This is a genomic window from Mesorhizobium sp. ESP-6-2 (genome assembly GCF_020164675.1).
GTDB lineage: Bacteria > Pseudomonadota > Alphaproteobacteria > Rhizobiales > Rhizobiaceae > Mesorhizobium.
Genome location: NZ_JAIUGT010000011.1, coordinates 155,566 through 171,327 on the forward strand (window position 1 = coordinate 155,566; position 15,762 = coordinate 171,327).

General features: G+C 63.4%; 16 protein-coding genes and 1 pseudogene. 3 read left to right on the forward strand and 14 right to left on the reverse strand.

Annotated elements, in window-relative coordinates; genetic code table 11:
• Window positions 1-179 precede the first annotated feature (179 nt).
• The gene (locus LB532_RS25420) at window positions 180-452 is read right to left on the reverse strand and encodes a hypothetical protein (RefSeq protein WP_181169454.1); all 273 of its coding nucleotides are present in this window, start codon (window positions 450-452) and stop codon (window positions 180-182) included.
• Between the two features lie 592 nt (window positions 453-1,044).
• Here LB532_RS25420 and LB532_RS25425 point away from each other — a divergent pair.
• On the forward strand, window positions 1,045-2,523 hold the full coding sequence (locus tag LB532_RS25425) for a protein adenylyltransferase SelO (RefSeq protein ID WP_181169466.1): 1,479 nt from the start codon (window positions 1,045-1,047) through the stop codon (window positions 2,521-2,523).
• 454 nt (window positions 2,524-2,977) lie between these two features.
• On the forward strand, window positions 2,978-3,316 hold the full coding sequence (locus tag LB532_RS25430) for a hypothetical protein (protein ID WP_140642249.1): 339 nt from the start codon (window positions 2,978-2,980) through the stop codon (window positions 3,314-3,316).
• Between the two features lie 51 nt (window positions 3,317-3,367).
• Here the strand turns inward: LB532_RS25430 and LB532_RS25435 are convergent, their stop codons facing one another.
• The 8 genes from LB532_RS25435 to LB532_RS25470 form a co-directional block, all read right to left on the reverse strand.
• Window positions 3,368-3,631, reverse strand: a complete 264-nt coding sequence (locus tag LB532_RS25435; protein WP_224557390.1) for a hypothetical protein — start codon at window positions 3,629-3,631, stop codon at window positions 3,368-3,370.
• 50 nt (window positions 3,632-3,681) lie between these two features.
• Window positions 3,682-4,590, reverse strand: a complete 909-nt coding sequence (locus LB532_RS25440; protein WP_140642251.1) for an aldose 1-epimerase — start codon at window positions 4,588-4,590, stop codon at window positions 3,682-3,684.
• Between the two features lie 4 nt (window positions 4,591-4,594).
• A complete protein-coding gene (locus LB532_RS25445; RefSeq protein WP_140642253.1) occupies window positions 4,595-5,350 on the reverse strand; it encodes an SDR family oxidoreductase in 756 nt (251 codons plus the stop codon).
• A 76-nt stretch (window positions 5,351-5,426) separates the two neighbouring features.
• Window positions 5,427-6,158 carry an ATP-binding cassette domain-containing protein gene (locus tag LB532_RS25450; RefSeq protein WP_140642255.1) on the reverse strand — a complete coding sequence of 244 codons (732 nt, stop codon included), beginning with the start codon at window positions 6,156-6,158 and terminating at the stop codon, window positions 5,427-5,429.
• A gap of 4 nt (window positions 6,159-6,162) precedes the next feature.
• A complete protein-coding gene (locus tag LB532_RS25455; RefSeq protein WP_140552577.1) occupies window positions 6,163-7,140 on the reverse strand; it encodes an ABC transporter permease in 978 nt (325 codons plus the stop codon).
• An 80-nt stretch (window positions 7,141-7,220) separates the two neighbouring features.
• Window positions 7,221-8,198: a sugar ABC transporter substrate-binding protein gene (locus tag LB532_RS25460; RefSeq protein ID WP_140642257.1), complete on the reverse strand. Its 978-nt coding sequence runs from the start codon at window positions 8,196-8,198 to the stop codon at window positions 7,221-7,223.
• Between the two features lie 23 nt (window positions 8,199-8,221).
• Window positions 8,222-9,424 carry a mandelate racemase/muconate lactonizing enzyme family protein gene (locus tag LB532_RS25465; RefSeq protein WP_140642259.1) on the reverse strand — a complete coding sequence of 401 codons (1,203 nt, stop codon included), beginning with the start codon at window positions 9,422-9,424 and terminating at the stop codon, window positions 8,222-8,224.
• 17 nt (window positions 9,425-9,441) lie between these two features.
• Window positions 9,442-10,161, reverse strand: a complete 720-nt coding sequence (locus tag LB532_RS25470; protein ID WP_140642260.1) for a FadR/GntR family transcriptional regulator — start codon at window positions 10,159-10,161, stop codon at window positions 9,442-9,444.
• Window positions 10,162-10,224: 63 nt separating this feature from the next.
• Between LB532_RS25470 and LB532_RS25475 the strand changes: the two genes are divergently transcribed.
• Entirely contained in the window at window positions 10,225-11,163 is a 939-nt protein-coding gene (locus LB532_RS25475) for an SMP-30/gluconolactonase/LRE family protein (RefSeq protein ID WP_140642263.1), read from the forward strand.
• A 199-nt stretch (window positions 11,164-11,362) separates the two neighbouring features.
• On the opposite strand, the gene LB532_RS25480 is transcribed toward LB532_RS25475, so the two are convergent.
• The 5 genes and pseudogenes from LB532_RS25480 to LB532_RS25495 form a co-directional block, all read right to left on the reverse strand.
• Entirely contained in the window at window positions 11,363-12,169 is an 807-nt protein-coding gene (locus LB532_RS25480) for a FadR/GntR family transcriptional regulator (protein ID WP_140642265.1), read from the reverse strand.
• 2 nt (window positions 12,170-12,171) lie between these two features.
• Complete coding sequence (locus tag LB532_RS25485) at window positions 12,172-13,119, reverse strand: ABC transporter permease (protein WP_224557396.1); 948 nt, start codon at window positions 13,117-13,119, stop codon at window positions 12,172-12,174.
• A 50-nt stretch (window positions 13,120-13,169) separates the two neighbouring features.
• Window positions 13,170-13,973, reverse strand: coding sequence for an ATP-binding cassette domain-containing protein (locus LB532_RS30395; RefSeq protein ID WP_263492301.1), 804 nt, complete (start codon window positions 13,971-13,973; stop codon window positions 13,170-13,172).
• 210 nt (window positions 13,974-14,183) lie between these two features.
• Window positions 14,184-14,618 (reverse strand): annotated as a pseudogene (locus LB532_RS30400) (ATP-binding cassette domain-containing protein); the annotation flags it as partial.
• Window positions 14,619-14,759: 141 nt separating this feature from the next.
• Window positions 14,760-15,746, reverse strand: coding sequence for a substrate-binding domain-containing protein (locus tag LB532_RS25495; protein WP_224557399.1), 987 nt, complete (start codon window positions 15,744-15,746; stop codon window positions 14,760-14,762).
• Window positions 15,747-15,762: the final 16 nt, after the last annotated feature.

Below are 15,762 nucleotides of genomic sequence, written 5' to 3' on the forward strand. Positions count from 1 at the left end.
TTGATGAGTTCGTAGCCGCCCCAGACGGCTCCCGAGACGGCCACGGCAATGGTTGCCCATGCGATGATGCCCGCCAGCGGGCGCGGCACGCCCACCAGGCCGGCGACGAGGCTGATAAGCCAGGTTCATGCCGGCACCGTGCCAAGCGCTTCAGCGAGGCGCTTTGCCTTGGGTTCGTGTTACCAGCGATAGGCGGCGCCGCCGAAGACCAGGACCGCGCTTCCGATGGCGAGAACAGCAACGACCCTCGTGATCCACTCGTTTGCGTAGGACACGGGCGAGAGCTGGTTCTGAAGATCTGTCAGCGTGCCGGCGACGCCACCGCCGCCAATGCCCGCGCCGATCGCCACGTCTGCCGGCGCGGTCGACGGTGCTGTCTTCGCATCCTCGACCATCGCCTTTGCCTCTGGCAGGCTGAACTGATTGGCTGGTTCGCCTGGCCTGCCTGGCACTCATCCATGTCTACCTGCTCCATGTCTACCTGCTCGTCGGTTTTCAGCACCGCGTTCAGGTCTCAATCCAGTGGCTCTGGCGCTACCTGACCTATGAGCGCGGCGCCCGGCTGATCACCGAGCAACGGATCGAGTCTGGTTCACCGTCGTTTCCTTCAGCGGAACTCTCAGGCCCAAGCGAAGCATCGCCGCCGCAGGACAGAGTTCTCCCCCAGCATAGCCCGCGCGCGCTGAGTAGATTGCGGGGTGCTCATTCGGTGACAATGGCGATCCGGGGGCTAAGCTTTGGATTCCGCGACGGCAGGGGGTCTCGTCGTCCTCGACTGCAGCCATGACCGAACTCCATTTCATCATTCACATTCGGCGAGACGCCAAGCGACACCTTGCCTGTCGTCCTACGTTAGCCCGCCCGAACCTTGATGGACGCGGGTGGTTCCCAGGTTTGTCCGGTGCCGACCTGATGGATCCGAATGGCACCAGCGACGTTGGGTCCCTATATGGAGGGAGGCTCTTCGAACGGGAGCGGTCCAGCCCTCCGCTTCAGAGCCAGCTTGTCATGACGTCACCTGCAACCGCTGAACAATCCCGATCCATTCAGATGCAGTTTCCCGCCCTGCGCAACAGCTATGCGCAACTGCCGGAGCGCTTCTTTGCGCCAACAGATCCGAAGCCGGTGTCCGCACCCCGGCTGATCCGGTTCAACCAGCCACTCGCCGAGGAACTCAGGCTTGACGCCGATCAGCTTACCAGCCGGGAGGGAGTGGAGATGCTTGCCGGCAACAGATTTCCGGAAGGCTTGCAAGCAATCGCCCTGGCCTATGCGGGCCACCAGTTCGGAAATTTCGTGCCTCAGCTCGGCGACGGACGCGCGCTGCTGCTTGGCGAAGTGGTGGACGTCAACGGCACTCGCCGCGACATCCAACTGAAGGGATCGGGACCGACGCGGTTCTCGCGCAACGGCGACGGCCGCGCTGCCCTCGGTCCTGTACTGCGCGAATATGTCGTCAGCGAAGCGATGGCCGCCCTGGGCATTCCGACGACGCGAAGCTTGGCGGCGGTGCTCACCGGCGACCCGGTCTATCGCGAGGTCCGGCTGCCCGGCGCCGTCCTGACCCGAGTTGCGGCAAGCCATATCCGGATCGGCACCTTCCAATATTTCGCCGCGCGCCACGACGCCGACGGGCTCAAGATCCTCGCCGACTATGCCATCGACCGTCACTTCCCGCAGTTGGCGGGGCAAGCACGCCCGTACCGCGCCTTGCTGGAGGCCGTTGTCACCGCACAGGCCGGTCTGGTGGCGCGCTGGATGCTGGTCGGCTTCATCCATGGCGTCATGAACACCGACAACACGGCGATCTCGGGCGAGACCATCGACTATGGCCCATGCGCCTTCATGGACGCCTATGACCCCAGCGCGGTGTTCAGTTCGATCGACCGCGCCGGACGCTATGCCTATGCCAACCAGCCTCGTGTCGCCACATGGAACCTTACGCGCTTTGCCGAGACGCTCCTGCCGCTCATGAGCACGGATGAGAATGATGCCGTGTCCGAAGCCGAGGATGTGCTGAGGTCGTTTCAGTCTTCCTATGAGGCTGTGTTGCAGCGCGGTTTTCGCAGGAAACTCGGATTGCTGACCGAGGCGGAAGGCGACCTGCAGCTCGCGGCTGATTTTCTGGATGTGCTGGCTCGCGGCGAAGCCGACTTCACGCTCGGCTTCCGGCGGCTTGGCGACGACCTCGACGCAGCGGAAGGTCAAGGCACGGCACGGCCGTTGTTTCAGGATCCCGGCGCATTCGATGCCTGGTCGGCGCGGTGGCGCGAGCGCGTCGCAAGCGAGGCAGCCGACACAGCCACGCGGCGGGCCGCTATGCATGCCGTCAATCCCAAATTCATTCCCCGCAACCATCGCATTGAGGAGATGATCCAGGTGGCACTGGGCGGGGACTTCACACCTTTCGAGGAGATCCTGGGGGTCGTCAGCCGTCCCTTCGATGAGCAGCCGGAAATGGAACATTATGCTGACCCGCCACGATCGGACGAGCGCGTCCTGCAGACATTCTGCGGTACATGAGACGTTCATGACGGTCGCTTAACATGTGCGAATGCGGACGACCCATTTGCAAGCTATCGTCGCGAGTACTCTCGTAAGGACTGAGCTATGACGATTATAGAATTAGCATTCGAATTGCTGGCACGGAAGCTGGTAGACCATACCGGAATATCCGACGAGGATGCTCGAGACCTTGTCGCAGCCATGGGCGCGGACTGGTCATCGCTCGTGCGAGCAGCGAGGGTGATCAAAGAGAATTAGTAGGTCTTTCGACATTCAGCTGCAGGCTGCTGCCGCGAGCGGCCTTTATCGCAGGTTCGACTGCGCGTCCTGTCGCAAACCTGCACGTCCGGCGCGGTGAAATGAACTGCGTCGCTCGGGACGACTTCGATGGCGTAAAGTACGGTATATCGGTGATTGCCTCCACGCGCTGATCGCCGAGGGCGACGGGCGCAACACGGATGAGCATGGCACGGTGCGTTCTGCGGTATTGGCGGCGGCTGCAATCCGGTCATCGTTCGATCTGTGCCGAACGATCCTGCCCAATATCAGCGAACTAGGCATTACCATCGGTATTGAACTCGGCCCGACTCGAATTGCCCGGTTGGGGCTGGTGGGTGATGCCAGTGTCCGCTGCGCCTCAAAGCCGCGCCTCATTGCAGGCGTGCCCGATGGCTCGCCATTCTGTCCCCGGGTGGCCTCGAAAGCTTTTTTCCCCGTGGTTGCCGAACTGGGATTGGAGATTCCACGCGACCTCACGCAAATCAAAGCGACTGCGGCCCGGTTCGATATTAGGTCACCGGGCCACCCTTAGCCGTCGCTGGACGACAGGCGCCACGCTAAAGCGGCGGTTGCCGTCCTGGCCTTACCGGCCTTTCGGCTTGTCCTGTTTTAGCGGGAAGGTAGCGTCGCCGTCCTTTTTCTCCGAAATGACCCTGGGATCTGCGCTTGAGATGCCGTCGTTCGACCCACCTTTGTGCTTCTTTTCCGTTTGGCCCTTGGCATCGGCTTCGGGGCCCACGGAGGCGCGTTCTGTTTCCTTGGGCATGGTGTTCTCCTTCGAGAACAATTCAACACGCGACGCTTGCCGAAGTTCCTGATGGTGCAAGGGTCGCAACTGTCCTTTCACGGCTCCGTTCTCGAACTGGAGAGCCCGCAAGTGCGGTGACACCATCCACATTACAACCCGGCTAGCACCGGGTCCCCGGCAAGAGCAGGTTGCATCGCAGCCCAATCCATGCGCATGCCAACGCTCATCGTCGCTCCATTTTCCAGCGGCGCCAGCCCCTCGCCCGCGCCATTGTGCGCGTCGACGCTGTGCGAGACCGGCTCGAAGCAAAAGAAGCCCGATCCAGGCGACGGCGAATAGAGCAGGAACACGTCCAAACCCGGCGTGGCGGTGAGCGAGATGGAAATCCCCTCCTGAGGCTGGACGATCATGGCGCGCCGGTCCCACCCGTCGAAGCCGTTGTTCACCCAGCCTGTTGGCAGCGGCGAGCCCATCGAGAAATCCCATGCAGGGCGGTCGCTTACTGGTACCGCGCCAACGGGAAGATGGCGTTCATCCTCCAGCCAAACGCGCTCGGCCTTTGCCTGAAGCGTGGTCGCCGCATCGCGCGGGAACCAAGGGTGGAAGCCGAGGCCGTAAGGCAAGCGCATACCGGCACGGTTCTCCACTGTCAGGCGGGCCTCGAGGGCGCCGTCGCGCAGCGAATAGGAGACAGAGGCCAAATAGCGGTAAGGCCCGATCGCGCCATCGTCGAGCACCAGCTCCGCCTCGCCGGCGGTACGGGCGCCAAGCCGCCACGGCCGCTGGAAGCCATCGCCATGGATCGGAAAGGCCTCGCCTGGCACGTTAGGCTCGATGGCATGAAAGCGGCCGTCGAACGCGAAGCCGCCACCCGAGATGCGGTTCGACCATGGCACCAGCAACTGACAGCCGGAGGTGCCGCCTCCATCGCCAGGTCGAAGCAACGGAACCGGGGCGCCATTGGCGACAAGCGCGTCGAAGCGGGCGATCGCAGCCCCTTTCCCGGGTGCCAGGATGAGCCTCGACCGACCGTCGTTCACTTCCACGAAGTCGGCCATGGCCTCACCAGCCGCCGTCGACGGCGATGTTCTGGCCGGTGATCATGTCGGATGCCGGCGATACCAGGAACAGCACGAGTTCGGCGACCTGATGCGGCTCGATGCGCGCCTTGATGCTCTGGTTCTCAAGGATCCAGTCATTGTATTGCTTGAGCCGGTCGCCGAAGACGCGCTCCTCCGCTTCCGAGACGACCGCGCCGGGAGAGACCGCATTCACCCTGATGCCATGCGGGCCGAGTTCGCGCGCCAGCGATTTGGTGAGACCCAGCATCGCGCCCTTCGACGCGACATAGGGGACATAGCCGTCCCAGCGGCCGTTGAGCGTGATCGAGCAGAAATTGACGATCTTGCCATAGGCCTTGGCCTTCATGCCCGGCGCGCAGGCCCGCGCCAGCGCAAAGGCGGCCGACGAGTTGACGCGGATCTGATCCTCGTACTCGGTCAGTGAGAACTCCTCGAACGGCCGGTTGATGATCAGCGCGGCATTGTTGATCAGGATGTCGATGCCGCCTTCGCTTGCCGCCAGCGCTGTCACGGCTGCTTCCGCCGCGGCGAGACTGTTGAGATCGCAGCCGACGAAGGCGATGTCGCCGCCCGCCTCCGCGGCGAGCGCCGCAACCGTCGCCGGTGCGCTCTCGATGTCGGGACGGTCGAGCACCAGCACGCGCGCGCCGGCCCGCGCCAGAGTCACGGCCTGGGCCCGGCCGAGCGAGCCGAGCCCACCCGTCAACAGCGCGATACGACTTGCAAGCACCGTCATTGCCGCCCTTTCCTAGATCCTTCGTTTGTACGCAATTCCAGCCGGTAGACCGCTACGCGCTGTTCCTGGAACTGCTTTAGAGCACGCCATGCACTTCATCGATCGAGGTGTCCTCGATGCGCTTGTCCAGCACCACCTCGCCGCGCGCCATCGCTACGATGCGGTCACAGCATTCGAAGACGTGGTGCATGTTGTGGCTGATGAAGACGCCGGTGACGCCCTGCTCCTTCAGGCCGCGCACGAAGCCGATGACCTTCTTGGTCTCCTTGACCGAGAGATGGTTGGTCGGCTCGTCGAGGATCATCACCTTCGACCTGAAATGCATGGCGCGCGCGATTGCCACGCCCTGCCGCTGACCGCCGGAGAGCTCACCGACAAGCGCCTCGGGCGAGCGCAGATGCAGGTCGACATTGGCGATGGCGCGGACGCTCTCCTCAGCCATCTTCTTCTGGTCGAGGATGCCGACGCCGAAGGCCGCGCAGCGGGTCGGCTCGCGGCCGATGAACAGATTCCTGGCGATCGACATGGTCGGAACCATGGAGTTGTACTGATAGATGGTCTCGATCCCCAGATTCATCGCATCCCGCGGCCGCGCAATCCTCACTGGCTTCCCCTCGACCCGGATCTCGCCGCGATCCGCCATATGAACACCGGAGAGGATATTGATGAGGGTGGATTTGCCCGCGCCGTTGTCGCCGACCAGTCCGAGCGCCTCACCGCGCTTGAAGTCCAGCGTGATGCCCTTCAGCGCATGGACGCCGGAATACCATTTGTGAAGATCGCGCACTGAGATGATGGCGTCGGTCACCGCTTTAGCCCTCCATCTTGATGGCCTTGGCGCGCTTGCGCATCCAGGCATTGGCCACGACGGCGAAGATGGTCAGGAAGCCGATGGCGAACTTGAACCAGTTGGCATCGACATGGCTGAGCACGAGGCCATTGTCGATGACGCGGATGAGCGTCGTGCCGATGAGGCCGCCCATGACGGTGCCGATGCCGCCGGCGAGCGACGCCCCGCCGATGACGGCTGCCGCCACCGCCTGAAGCTCCATCCCCTCGCCGATCGACGGCAAGGGCGATCCCAGCCGCAGCACCTGCAGCATGCCGGCGAAGCCGGCGAGCATCGAACACAGTATGAAGCAGGCGAGCTTGACCCTGGCGGTCGGGATGCCCATCGAGGCGGCGGCGGGCAGGAAGCCGCCGGTGGCCTTGATCCAGTTGCCGAAATTGGTGCGCGAGAGCATCAGCGAGGTCAGCACGGCGATGGCGACGAACCATAGGAACGACATGCGGAACATGTTGCCCGGCCCGACGAAGGAGGTGAACAGCCAGTTCGGCAGGTCGGCGGGCAGCAGCGGCGGGAAGCCGCCCGAGACGACGACGGTAAGCGAACGCGCCATGAACAGCATGCCAAGCGTGGTAATGAAGCTCGGTATGGCGAAGCGGATGGTGACGTAGCCGTTGATGAAGCCGATCGCCGCGCAGACCAACAACCCGGCAAGCAGCGCAAGCGGGAACGGCCAGCCGTGCACCATCAGCACCGCCATCGTCATCGGCATCAGCGCGAAGACCGAGCCGACCGACAGGTCGAACTCACCACTGATCATCAGGATGGTGACGCCGATCGCGACGAGGCCGGCCTCCGGCAGGATGCCGAGAATGCCGCGCAGATTGTCGGCATTCAGGAACACGCCGTGCGAGCGGACCTGGAACAGGATGATGAGCAGCACCAAAAGGATCAGCCCGGCCAGCTCCGGTTTTTCGAGATAGGTCTTGAACAGGCGCTTCAACGAAAGGCTCCGGCGTTCGAGATCGTCCATCACATCGGCGGCACCAGCCGCCGCCGATGCAAGGGTTCAGTGGTTGATGCTCAGCGCAGCCCTTGAGCGGAGAGCGCCATGATGCTGTCGGCCTCCTTCGGCCGCACAATGCCCTGGCCGGTGTCGATGTCCGATGGAGCAAGACCAATCTTCTTGTTGAGATAGGCCTCCATCACCGGCATGAAGCCCTGCATGTAGGGCTGCTGGTCGACCAACGCCTGGACATAGCCCTTCTGCATCTGCTGCAGCACCTCGGGCACCAGGTCGAAACCGCCGAGCAGGACCTTGCCTGGCGCTACGCCGCGATCGGCCAGGACGCGCGCCACGCCGGCGCACCAGAAGCCGGTATCGAAATAGGCTGTCGTGTCCGGATGGGCGTTGAGATAGGCGCCGACGCGGTCGGAGGTAATGGCGAGGTCGGTGCCGCTGTCGATGCGCTCCCACGACACGTCGCGGTCGGCATGAGCGGCCTTGTATTCCTGGAGGAACTGCATGATGCCGGCGCCCCGGCTTTCCGACCAGTTCTGGCCGGGAGCGGAAATGCCGACCAGCATCTTGATCGGGCCGTCCTTCGGGAAGTTTTCTGAAATCGCCTTGGCCAGCGAATAGCCGGCCGGCTTGAAGCCCTGGCCGACAAAGGCCTGCCGGGCATTGCCCTTAGCGCCCTCGGTGTCGTCGACATTGACGGCGATCACCAGCACGCCGGCGTCGCGCGCCTCCTTGATGACGTCGTCGAAAGCATGGTCGTCGACGATGGAGGTCAGCAGCACGTCGGGTTTGGCGGCAAGGGCGGCGCGCATGTTGGCGACCTGCTGCTCGACCGAGCCCTCGGTCTGGGTGAAGACCATGTTGCAGTTCGCCTCGACCTTGGCGCAGGCATCGTCAAAGCCCTTCTTCACAGCTTGCCAGAAAGTGTTCGAGGCCGACGAATGATGCGTGAAGACGATGTTGAGACCGTCGGCGCGGGCGGTCGCCTGCCCGCCAAGAAGAGCCGCGCTAAGCAGAAGCATTGCAGTGAGTTTTCTCATGTCTATTCCTCCCTTTGGATCTTTCAGATATCCGCCTTGTCGCTGACGCGGCGCTGGACGGTGTAGGCGCGATCAAGCTCCGGATGGAGCGCCAGACCAAGACCCGGCCCCGGCGGCACGGTGATCATGCCGTTTGTCACTTCCGGCAGCGCCGTCACCAGGTCGCGGTACCAGGTGCGGTAGAAGGCGCGCACACTTTCCTGGACGAGCGCATTGGGCGCATTGAGCGACAGATGCGTGGAAGCGGCGAGCACGACCGGCCCCGTGCAGTCATGCGGCGCCACCGGCAGCCGCCAGGCTTCCGCCATCGAGGCGATCTTGCGCGCCTCCGACAGGCCGCCGCACCAGGAGATGTCGAGCATGACGACGCCGGCCGCTCCGGTCTCCAGCAGGTCGCGGAAGGCCCAGCGGCTGCCCAGCGTCTCCGATGCCGAGATCGGTGCGGGGCTAGCGACTGCGTAGCGCTTCAAGTCGCCGAGGCTGTCCATGCGGATCGGGTCTTCGTGCCAATAGGTGGCGAAGGGTTCCAGCGCGGCTGCGATCTTCATGGCCGGCAGGAGCTGCCACATCGAGTGGAACTCGACCATGATGTCGATCTTGTCGCCGACGGCTTCGCGTATCTTTGCAAAAGGCTCAAGCGCGGCCTTCAGGTCGGCCGGCGAGATGTCATTACCGCGCGTCTTTTCGGCCGCGTGATCGAACGGCCAGATCTTCATGGCGGTGATGCCGTCCTCGAGCAGCTCCTGGGCCAATTCACCGGCGCGGGTGAGGAAGCCGTTGAGGTCCTCATAGTCCCGCCTGGAGCCGATGCCGTAATTGGCCGTCGTCTGTCCCTTGGCGTCCTTGATGTATTCGGTGCCGGCGCAGGTGTTGTAGGTGCGGATTGAGCTGCGGCTGAAGCCGCCGAGCAATTGGGCGATCGGCTGGCCGGTGGCCTTGCCGAAGATATCCCACAGCGCGATGTCGAAGGCGGAATTGCCGCGCACCTCGGCGCCGCTGGAGCGGAAGCCGAGATAGCCGACGAGATCGGCGGCCAATAGATCGATCTGCAGCGGATCGCGGCCGATCACGCGCGGCGCGACATATTCATGAAGGTATTCCTCGACGGTGCGCGACAGAAAGAAGGTCTCGCCGAGCCCGGTAAGGCCCTCGTCCGTATGGACCTCCACCCATAGCAGGTTGGGCCGTTCCTCGATGCGGATGGTCTCGATGGCGCGGATCTTCATGTCAGGCAATCCCCATCTCAGGCGATACCGGCGTCGAGGAGCGCCTTGACGCTCTTGTCGAAGTGCCGCGCCATATGCTCGGCCGCAAGCCGCGGATCACCCTTGAAGATCGCGTCGGCTATGTCCTCGTGCCCCTTGATCATCTTGAGCTGGTCCTCGGGGGTCGAGCGGGTTCGCCAGCCGATCACCCAAGTGCGGCGCGTGACGCCGCTGAAGGCAGTGACGATCAGCGAGAAGACCGGGTTGTGCGATGCGGAGGCGATCGCCTCGTGAAAGGCGATGTCGTGCTCCATGACGATCTCGGGGTTCTTGAAGCTCTCGCGCATCAGCTTGGCCGCGTTGGCAATGGTGGCCGCTTCCGCATCGGTGCGGCGCAGGGCGGCGAGCCCCACGGTGCGCATCTCGATCGTGCGCCGCACGTCATAGACCTGATGCACGCTGATCTGATGCGTGGTGATGCCGTGTTCGATGACCATCGACATCGCGCCGGTATCGAGCTTGGCGACCGTGGCGCGACGCCCGGCGCTCATGTCGATCAGGCGCATAGCAGAAAGCGAACGGAAGGCCTCGCGTACCACCGTGCGGGAGACATTGAGTTGGCGGGTCATGGCCGCCTCGCTGGGCAACGGATCGCCTGGCGCCAGCCCCTCGGAGCGGATGTGCTGGGTGATCGCCCGGATCGCCGTGTTCACCAAGCCAGGGCTCGGCTCAGCCGCTGCCTCTGTCGGATTCTGCATGTCGCTTCCCCAACCTGTATGACAGGTTATAATCTAATTGCTCATATTCTGACCAGAAGATATATGCAAGCGGATTTCTGGACGCCGAACTGGAGGAGCCCCGTGCAAGAAACGCATGCAGCCCTGATTTTTGACGCGCGCGATGTGGTCGGCGAGAGTCTGGTCTGGGACGACCGCCGTGGCAGGCTGGCCTGGGTCGACATCATCGGTCGCCGGATCCATCGGTTGGATCCGATGACCGGAGCTCATGAAAGCTGGGCCACGCCTGACCTCGTCACCTCAATTGGACTGCGCAGGGACGGTGGCGCCATCGTCGGCCTCAGGAAGGAAGTCGCCTTGTGGGAATTCGGCGGGCCGTTCAAAACGATCGCCGAGATCGAGCCGGACAGGCCCGAGATACGGCTGAATGAGGGCGTCGTGGCGCCAGACGGTTCGTTCTGGGTCGGCACGATGGCCAATAATATCACGCCAGACGACACGCCTCTCGCCGTCACCCAGGATGCCGGACAGCTGTTCCGGATCGGACCGGCCGGCGACGTGACGAAACTAAGCGAAGACCGCTTCGGCATCACCAATACGATGGCGTGGACCCAGGATGGGCGTTTCATCACCGCCGATACGATGAAGAATGAACTCTACAGCTATACTTGGAACCAGAGCTCTTCGAGGATCGCCGAGCGGCGGCGGTTCTTCGGCGGTTTCGAGCGAGGACTGCCCGACGGCTCCTGCATGGACGCCGACGGCCATGTCTGGAACTGTCGGGTCGCCGGCGGAAGCTGCCTCGTGCGCATCTCGCCCGACGGCCGGCTGGATCGAACTATCGAACTGGCTTGCACCTGGCCGACGAGTTGCGCCTTTGGGGGCGTCAACCTCGATACACTCTTCGTCACTTCCGCGCGCTTCACGATGACGGCGGATCACTTGCTGGCAAACCCGAATGAAGGCGGCGTTTTCGCGTTGCGGCCGGGGATGCCAGGTTTGCGGGGCAACCGCTTCGGGTAGGCTGTCCAATTCCCTAGCGGTGCGAAATTGTCGGTGGGTTCAAATGACAACCGTCTCAAGCAACGGCCGCTGGCAGCTGACCTCCGACCGGTCGAGCGTTCGAAAACCGCCGTAGACATCACCGGCCGCATCGAGATCCGGACGATTTCGGCGCTCAGGAGCCGGAGCGATTCAGATGCTTCCGGCATGCGTCATGCAATTAATGCAGATCGCCGGCTGGCACGGGGAGGTTCTGCCTGACCGGGCGGTCGCGGTGCGCGCCGTCGGCGATGGTCAAGAGGTCGACCGATGCTATCCCAATCAGCGCCTTCATCTGCCGGTAGGCGTCATCGGCCCGTCGCATGCGGATGGCTTCCAGGACGTCACCATGCGCGCTGAGCGTGGCCTGGAAATTGGCCGTGGCCGAGGTCGTCAGCCGAAAGGAGAAATTGAGCGCCGCAGCCAGCATGTTGCCGAGGTTTGCGAACACCGGGTTGCGGCTGGCACGCAAGATTCCAGTGTGAAATCGCACATCGGCGTCGAGGCAGGCAGACAGGTCGTCTTCAGGCGCGTCGCACATCGCCTCATAGGCGGCCTCGATTATCGCCAGATCACCGGAGCTCGCCATCTTGGCCGCGAGTTGGGCGGCTGCCGGTTCAATCACCAGGCGCGCTTCGATGAGCCCTCGCACGAAGCCGAGGTCGGGCTCGATCCCGCTCATCCAGTCGAGCACTTGGGCATCGAGCCTGTTCCAATCGCTTGGCAGCCGGACATGCGTCCCCGCGCGCTTTCGCGCTTCGATCAGTCCTTTGGCCGCGAGCGTCAGAAGCGCATCGCGCAGTGCGGTGCGGCTTGCGTCATAGGCGGCGCAAAGTTCGGCTTCGCTGGGCAGGATGGAAAGAGGGGGATAGCGGCCGGAAAGGATGCGCTGGCCGATGTCCCTCGCGATCCTGTCCTTCAGCGACGCCGGGCCGATAGTGGTCGCGTCCGGCACGTCTTCGGTCTTCGGAAGGGGCTTAACTGCCATTGCTAGGTCCTGTTGAGGTGATACTCGGCGACAACCACAGCAAGGATCAGGAGCGATCCCTTTGCAAGCAGTTGATAGAAAGTCGGCACCGAAGTCAGGATCATGCCGTTGTTCAGGATGCCGATGATCGCAACCCCCAGCAGCGCCCCGACAATCGTCCCTTTGCCGCCCTGCAGGGCGCATCCGCCGAGAACGGCGGCGGTGATGGCCTCGAGTTCCAGCCCTTGCGACCCCGAAACCGGCTGCCCCGAACCCGTGCGCGCGGCAAGCAGGATGCCGGCAAGCCCCGCCGCCACGCCGCTCATGATATAGATGCCGACGCGGTAGCGCTTGACGTTGATCCCGGAAAAGCGCGCCACGACCGGATTGCCGCCGAGCGCATAGATGTTGCGGCCGACTATCGACCGGGAAAGAAAGACCTGGAACAGGATCGCCGTCGCGATCAGGATCCACAAAAGCAGCGGCAGGCCGAGGATTTTGCCGATACCGATGAACCGAAACGTGTCGCTGAAGATGGCGATCGACTGGCCATCCGACATGATGAAGGCGATGCCGCGGAAAATGGCCATCGTGCCGAGCGTGGCGATGACGGCATTGACGCGCCCGTAGGTGATGATGATGCCGTTGACCAGGCCGGCCAGCCCGCCGACGACCAGACCGGCGACGATGCCGAGCCCCGGCGAGCCCGTCGCCTGGATGGCCATGGCGGTCGATACCGTGGTGAGGCCGACGACGGCGCCGACCGCGATGTCGAGCCCACCGGCCACGATGACGACGGTCTGACTCATCGCCAGCACGCCAAGGATGGTGATGCCGAGGCCGATATTGAGCATGTTGCGCGCCGAAAAGAACACGTCGCCACGCAGCGTGCCGAAGATCACAATGAGGATCGCGAGCGCGAGAAGCAGGCTGATGTTGTGGACACCCAGGCGTTCCGCCAAGGCGGCCATGGAGCGCCTTTCCATGGCATCGCGGGGATTCGTGAGCTGATCGGCGGTGTTCACGGGGCAAGTCCTTCGCGCTGGAGGGCGGGCCTCGGCATGGCGTGCCTGAGGATCGATGTCTCATCGATATGCGGGCGGTTCAGTTCGGCGGTGATGCGGCCTTCGGCCATGACGAGCACGCGGTCGGCCAGACCGATCAGTTCGGGCATTTCGGATGAAATCAGGATGAGCCCGATCCCACCCGCCGCGAGTTCCTCGATCAGGCGATAGATTTCAGCCTTGGCACCGATGTCGATGCCGCGCGTCGGCTCGTCAAGGATCAAAAGCATGGGCTGTCGCGCCAGCCATCGCGCCAACACCACCTTCTGCTGGTTGCCACCTGAAAGTTTTGCCACCGGCACGTCCAGATCCGGTGCCTTGATCGCCATCTTGGCGGCAAGTGGCGACACCACGTCGAGCGCCTTGCGCCTGCTGAATAGACCGAAGGACGATGTCCGGTCCGCAACGCAAAGGGCGGCATTGTCGAGAATGCTGCGAAACATCAGCAAGGCCTCGTGCTTGCGGTCCTCGGGCGCAAATCCGATACCGGCGACGATGGCCGCATGCGGGCTGTCGGGGGGGACGGGGATGCCGTTCATCGACACGGTGCCGCCGAGACGGCGGTCATAGCCGACGATCGCTTTTGCCAATTCGGAGCGTCCCGCGCCCATCAGGCCGGCGATACCGAGGACTTCGCCCTTGCGCACCGAGAGATCGATGCCGGTGATGCGCTCCGTCGTCAGCCCCTTGATCTCGAGCAGGTTCTCGCCCGAAGGCCGGCTCTCGCGTTTGAACAGGTCCGCGATGTCGCGACCCACCATGAGCCGGGCAATGCCCTGCTCGGTGGCGCCCGCCGCAGCCGAGTCATCGACGAGACGGCCGTCACGCAGGACGACGATACGGTCGGCGAGCTCGATGATTTCGTTCAGCCTGTGGGAGATGTAGACGATCGACGTTCCCTCGGCGCGCAACCTGCGGATGACCGCGAAAAGCCGCCGCGCTTCGTCATTGGTAAGCGACGATGTCGGTTCGTCGAAGGCGATGAGGCGGCCGCCGGCGCGCACCGCACGCATGATTTCGATCATCTGCCGTTGCGCGGGGCCGAGCGTCTCGCAAGGCTGGCGCGGCCGCATGTCGCCTTGCGTGCCGAAGGCAGCAAGCACGCGAGCGGTTTGCGCCTCCAGTGTCTTCCAGTCGAGGAACACGCCGGCTGTTCTGGGCATTTCGCCGATGAAGATGTTTTCCGCGATGGTCAGGCTCGGAACGATCTCCGGCTCCTGGTGGATGACCCGGATGCCGGCGTTGTGGCTGTCTCTCGGTTCGGAAAAGACCACAGGTGCGTCGGCGAACCGGACCGAGCCGCTATCCGGTTTGAAGACCCCTTCCAGGATACGCATCATCGTCGATTTGCCGGCGCCATTTTCGCCCACCAGCGCCAAAAGTTCGCCAGGCCGGAATTTAAGCGACACGTCGTCGAGCGCCTGGACGACGCCGAAACGCTTCGAGACATGCTCGAGCGCGAAGAAACCGTTTTCCGTCACATCGGGCTCCCGATCGTTGCTGGGGCAAGCGACGGGACCCACGGGGGACCCGTCGCATCGGACTGGTCAGTGGCAGAGTTTGGCCTTGTAGTCGGACGCGAAGTTGGCAGGCGTGATGTATTCGGGGTCGGTGAAGGATTGCACCGGAAGCGGTGTCTTGTCCTTGATCGCGGCCAGCAGCAGCTTGACGGCCAGCGCGCCATGATTGGCCGAGTTCAGCCACATCGTGCCCCTGAACGCCGAGGGCTCGGCCGAGCCGAACGCATCGCAGGCCCGGCTGCCGTCAATGCCGATGCCCATGCCCTGATCGGCCTTGTAGCCGGCGTTTTGCAGGGCACGCGCGGCGCCTAGAACGCCATCGTCATTGCAGGAGTAGAAGATCCAGTTGGTCACGTTCGGATTGGCCGTCAGCGTGGTGGTCATCACGTCGATGGCGTTGACCATGGTGTTGTCATAGGCAACGCGGATGATGTTGTTCGGCTTGAAATCAGGGACCGCCTTGAGGAAGGCCTCCTCGGCGCCCTTGTTGCGCTGCATGCAGGTGTCCGCCTTGCGGTCCTCTATGGACGCGATGCGCACTTCCTTGCCGGCCCATCCATCGGCTTTGTAGAGCTTCGCCAGTTCTTCACCGACGCGCGCACCGATGTTGTGGGCGTTCATGCCGACATATGGAACCTGCGACCCGTCCTGATAGTAGATGTCGTCGTCCACGGCGACGAGCGGAATACCGGCGGTCTTCGCCTTCTGGGCGATCACCGGGCCGAGGGCCTTGTCGGGAACGACGATGGCGATGCCCTTGACGCCATCTCCAACCATGGTGTCGAACGTGGTGACTGCCAGATTGGCATCGAACTGGACGTCCTGCGAAACGAAGGCGGCGCCGGCAGCTTCGGCAGCCTTCTTGGCGCCGCCGACTTCAGCGACGAACCATGGGTGTTCGCCCATCTTGTTGATGTAGCCGATCTTGATATCGTCGGCACGTGTGGCACCGGTCAAGGCAAGTCCGGTGGCGAGTGCGGCGCAGGCCGCGATTGCTGTCAGTCTCGAATTCATGTCTTCCTCCCTTGTG

Excerpts from the sequence above, each read along its gene's own strand:
- LB532_RS25440 (WP_140642251.1), bottom strand. The coding sequence starts at position 4,590 with ATGGCCGACTTCGTGGAAGTGAACGACGGTCGGTCGAGGCTCATCCTG.
- LB532_RS25445 (WP_140642253.1), bottom strand. The coding sequence starts at position 5,350 with ATGACGGTGCTTGCAAGTCGTATCGCGCTGTTGACGGGTGGGCTCGGC.
- LB532_RS25460 (WP_140642257.1), bottom strand. The coding sequence starts at position 8,198 with ATGAGAAAACTCACTGCAATGCTTCTGCTTAGCGCGGCTCTTCTTGGC.
- LB532_RS25465 (WP_140642259.1), bottom strand. The coding sequence starts at position 9,424 with ATGAAGATCCGCGCCATCGAGACCATCCGCATCGAGGAACGGCCCAAC.
- LB532_RS25470 (WP_140642260.1), bottom strand. The coding sequence starts at position 10,161 with ATGCAGAATCCGACAGAGGCAGCGGCTGAGCCGAGCCCTGGCTTGGTG.
- LB532_RS25475 (WP_140642263.1), top strand. The coding sequence starts at position 10,225 with ATGCAAGCGGATTTCTGGACGCCGAACTGGAGGAGCCCCGTGCAAGAA.
- LB532_RS25480 (WP_140642265.1), bottom strand. The coding sequence starts at position 12,169 with ATGGCAGTTAAGCCCCTTCCGAAGACCGAAGACGTGCCGGACGCGACC.
- LB532_RS25485 (WP_224557396.1), bottom strand. The coding sequence starts at position 13,119 with ATGGCCGCCTTGGCGGAACGCCTGGGTGTCCACAACATCAGCCTGCTT.
- LB532_RS30395 (WP_263492301.1), bottom strand. The coding sequence starts at position 13,973 with ATGGTGGGTCGCGACATCGCGGACCTGTTCAAACGCGAGAGCCGGCCT.
- LB532_RS25495 (WP_224557399.1), bottom strand. The coding sequence starts at position 15,746 with ATGAATTCGAGACTGACAGCAATCGCGGCCTGCGCCGCACTCGCCACC.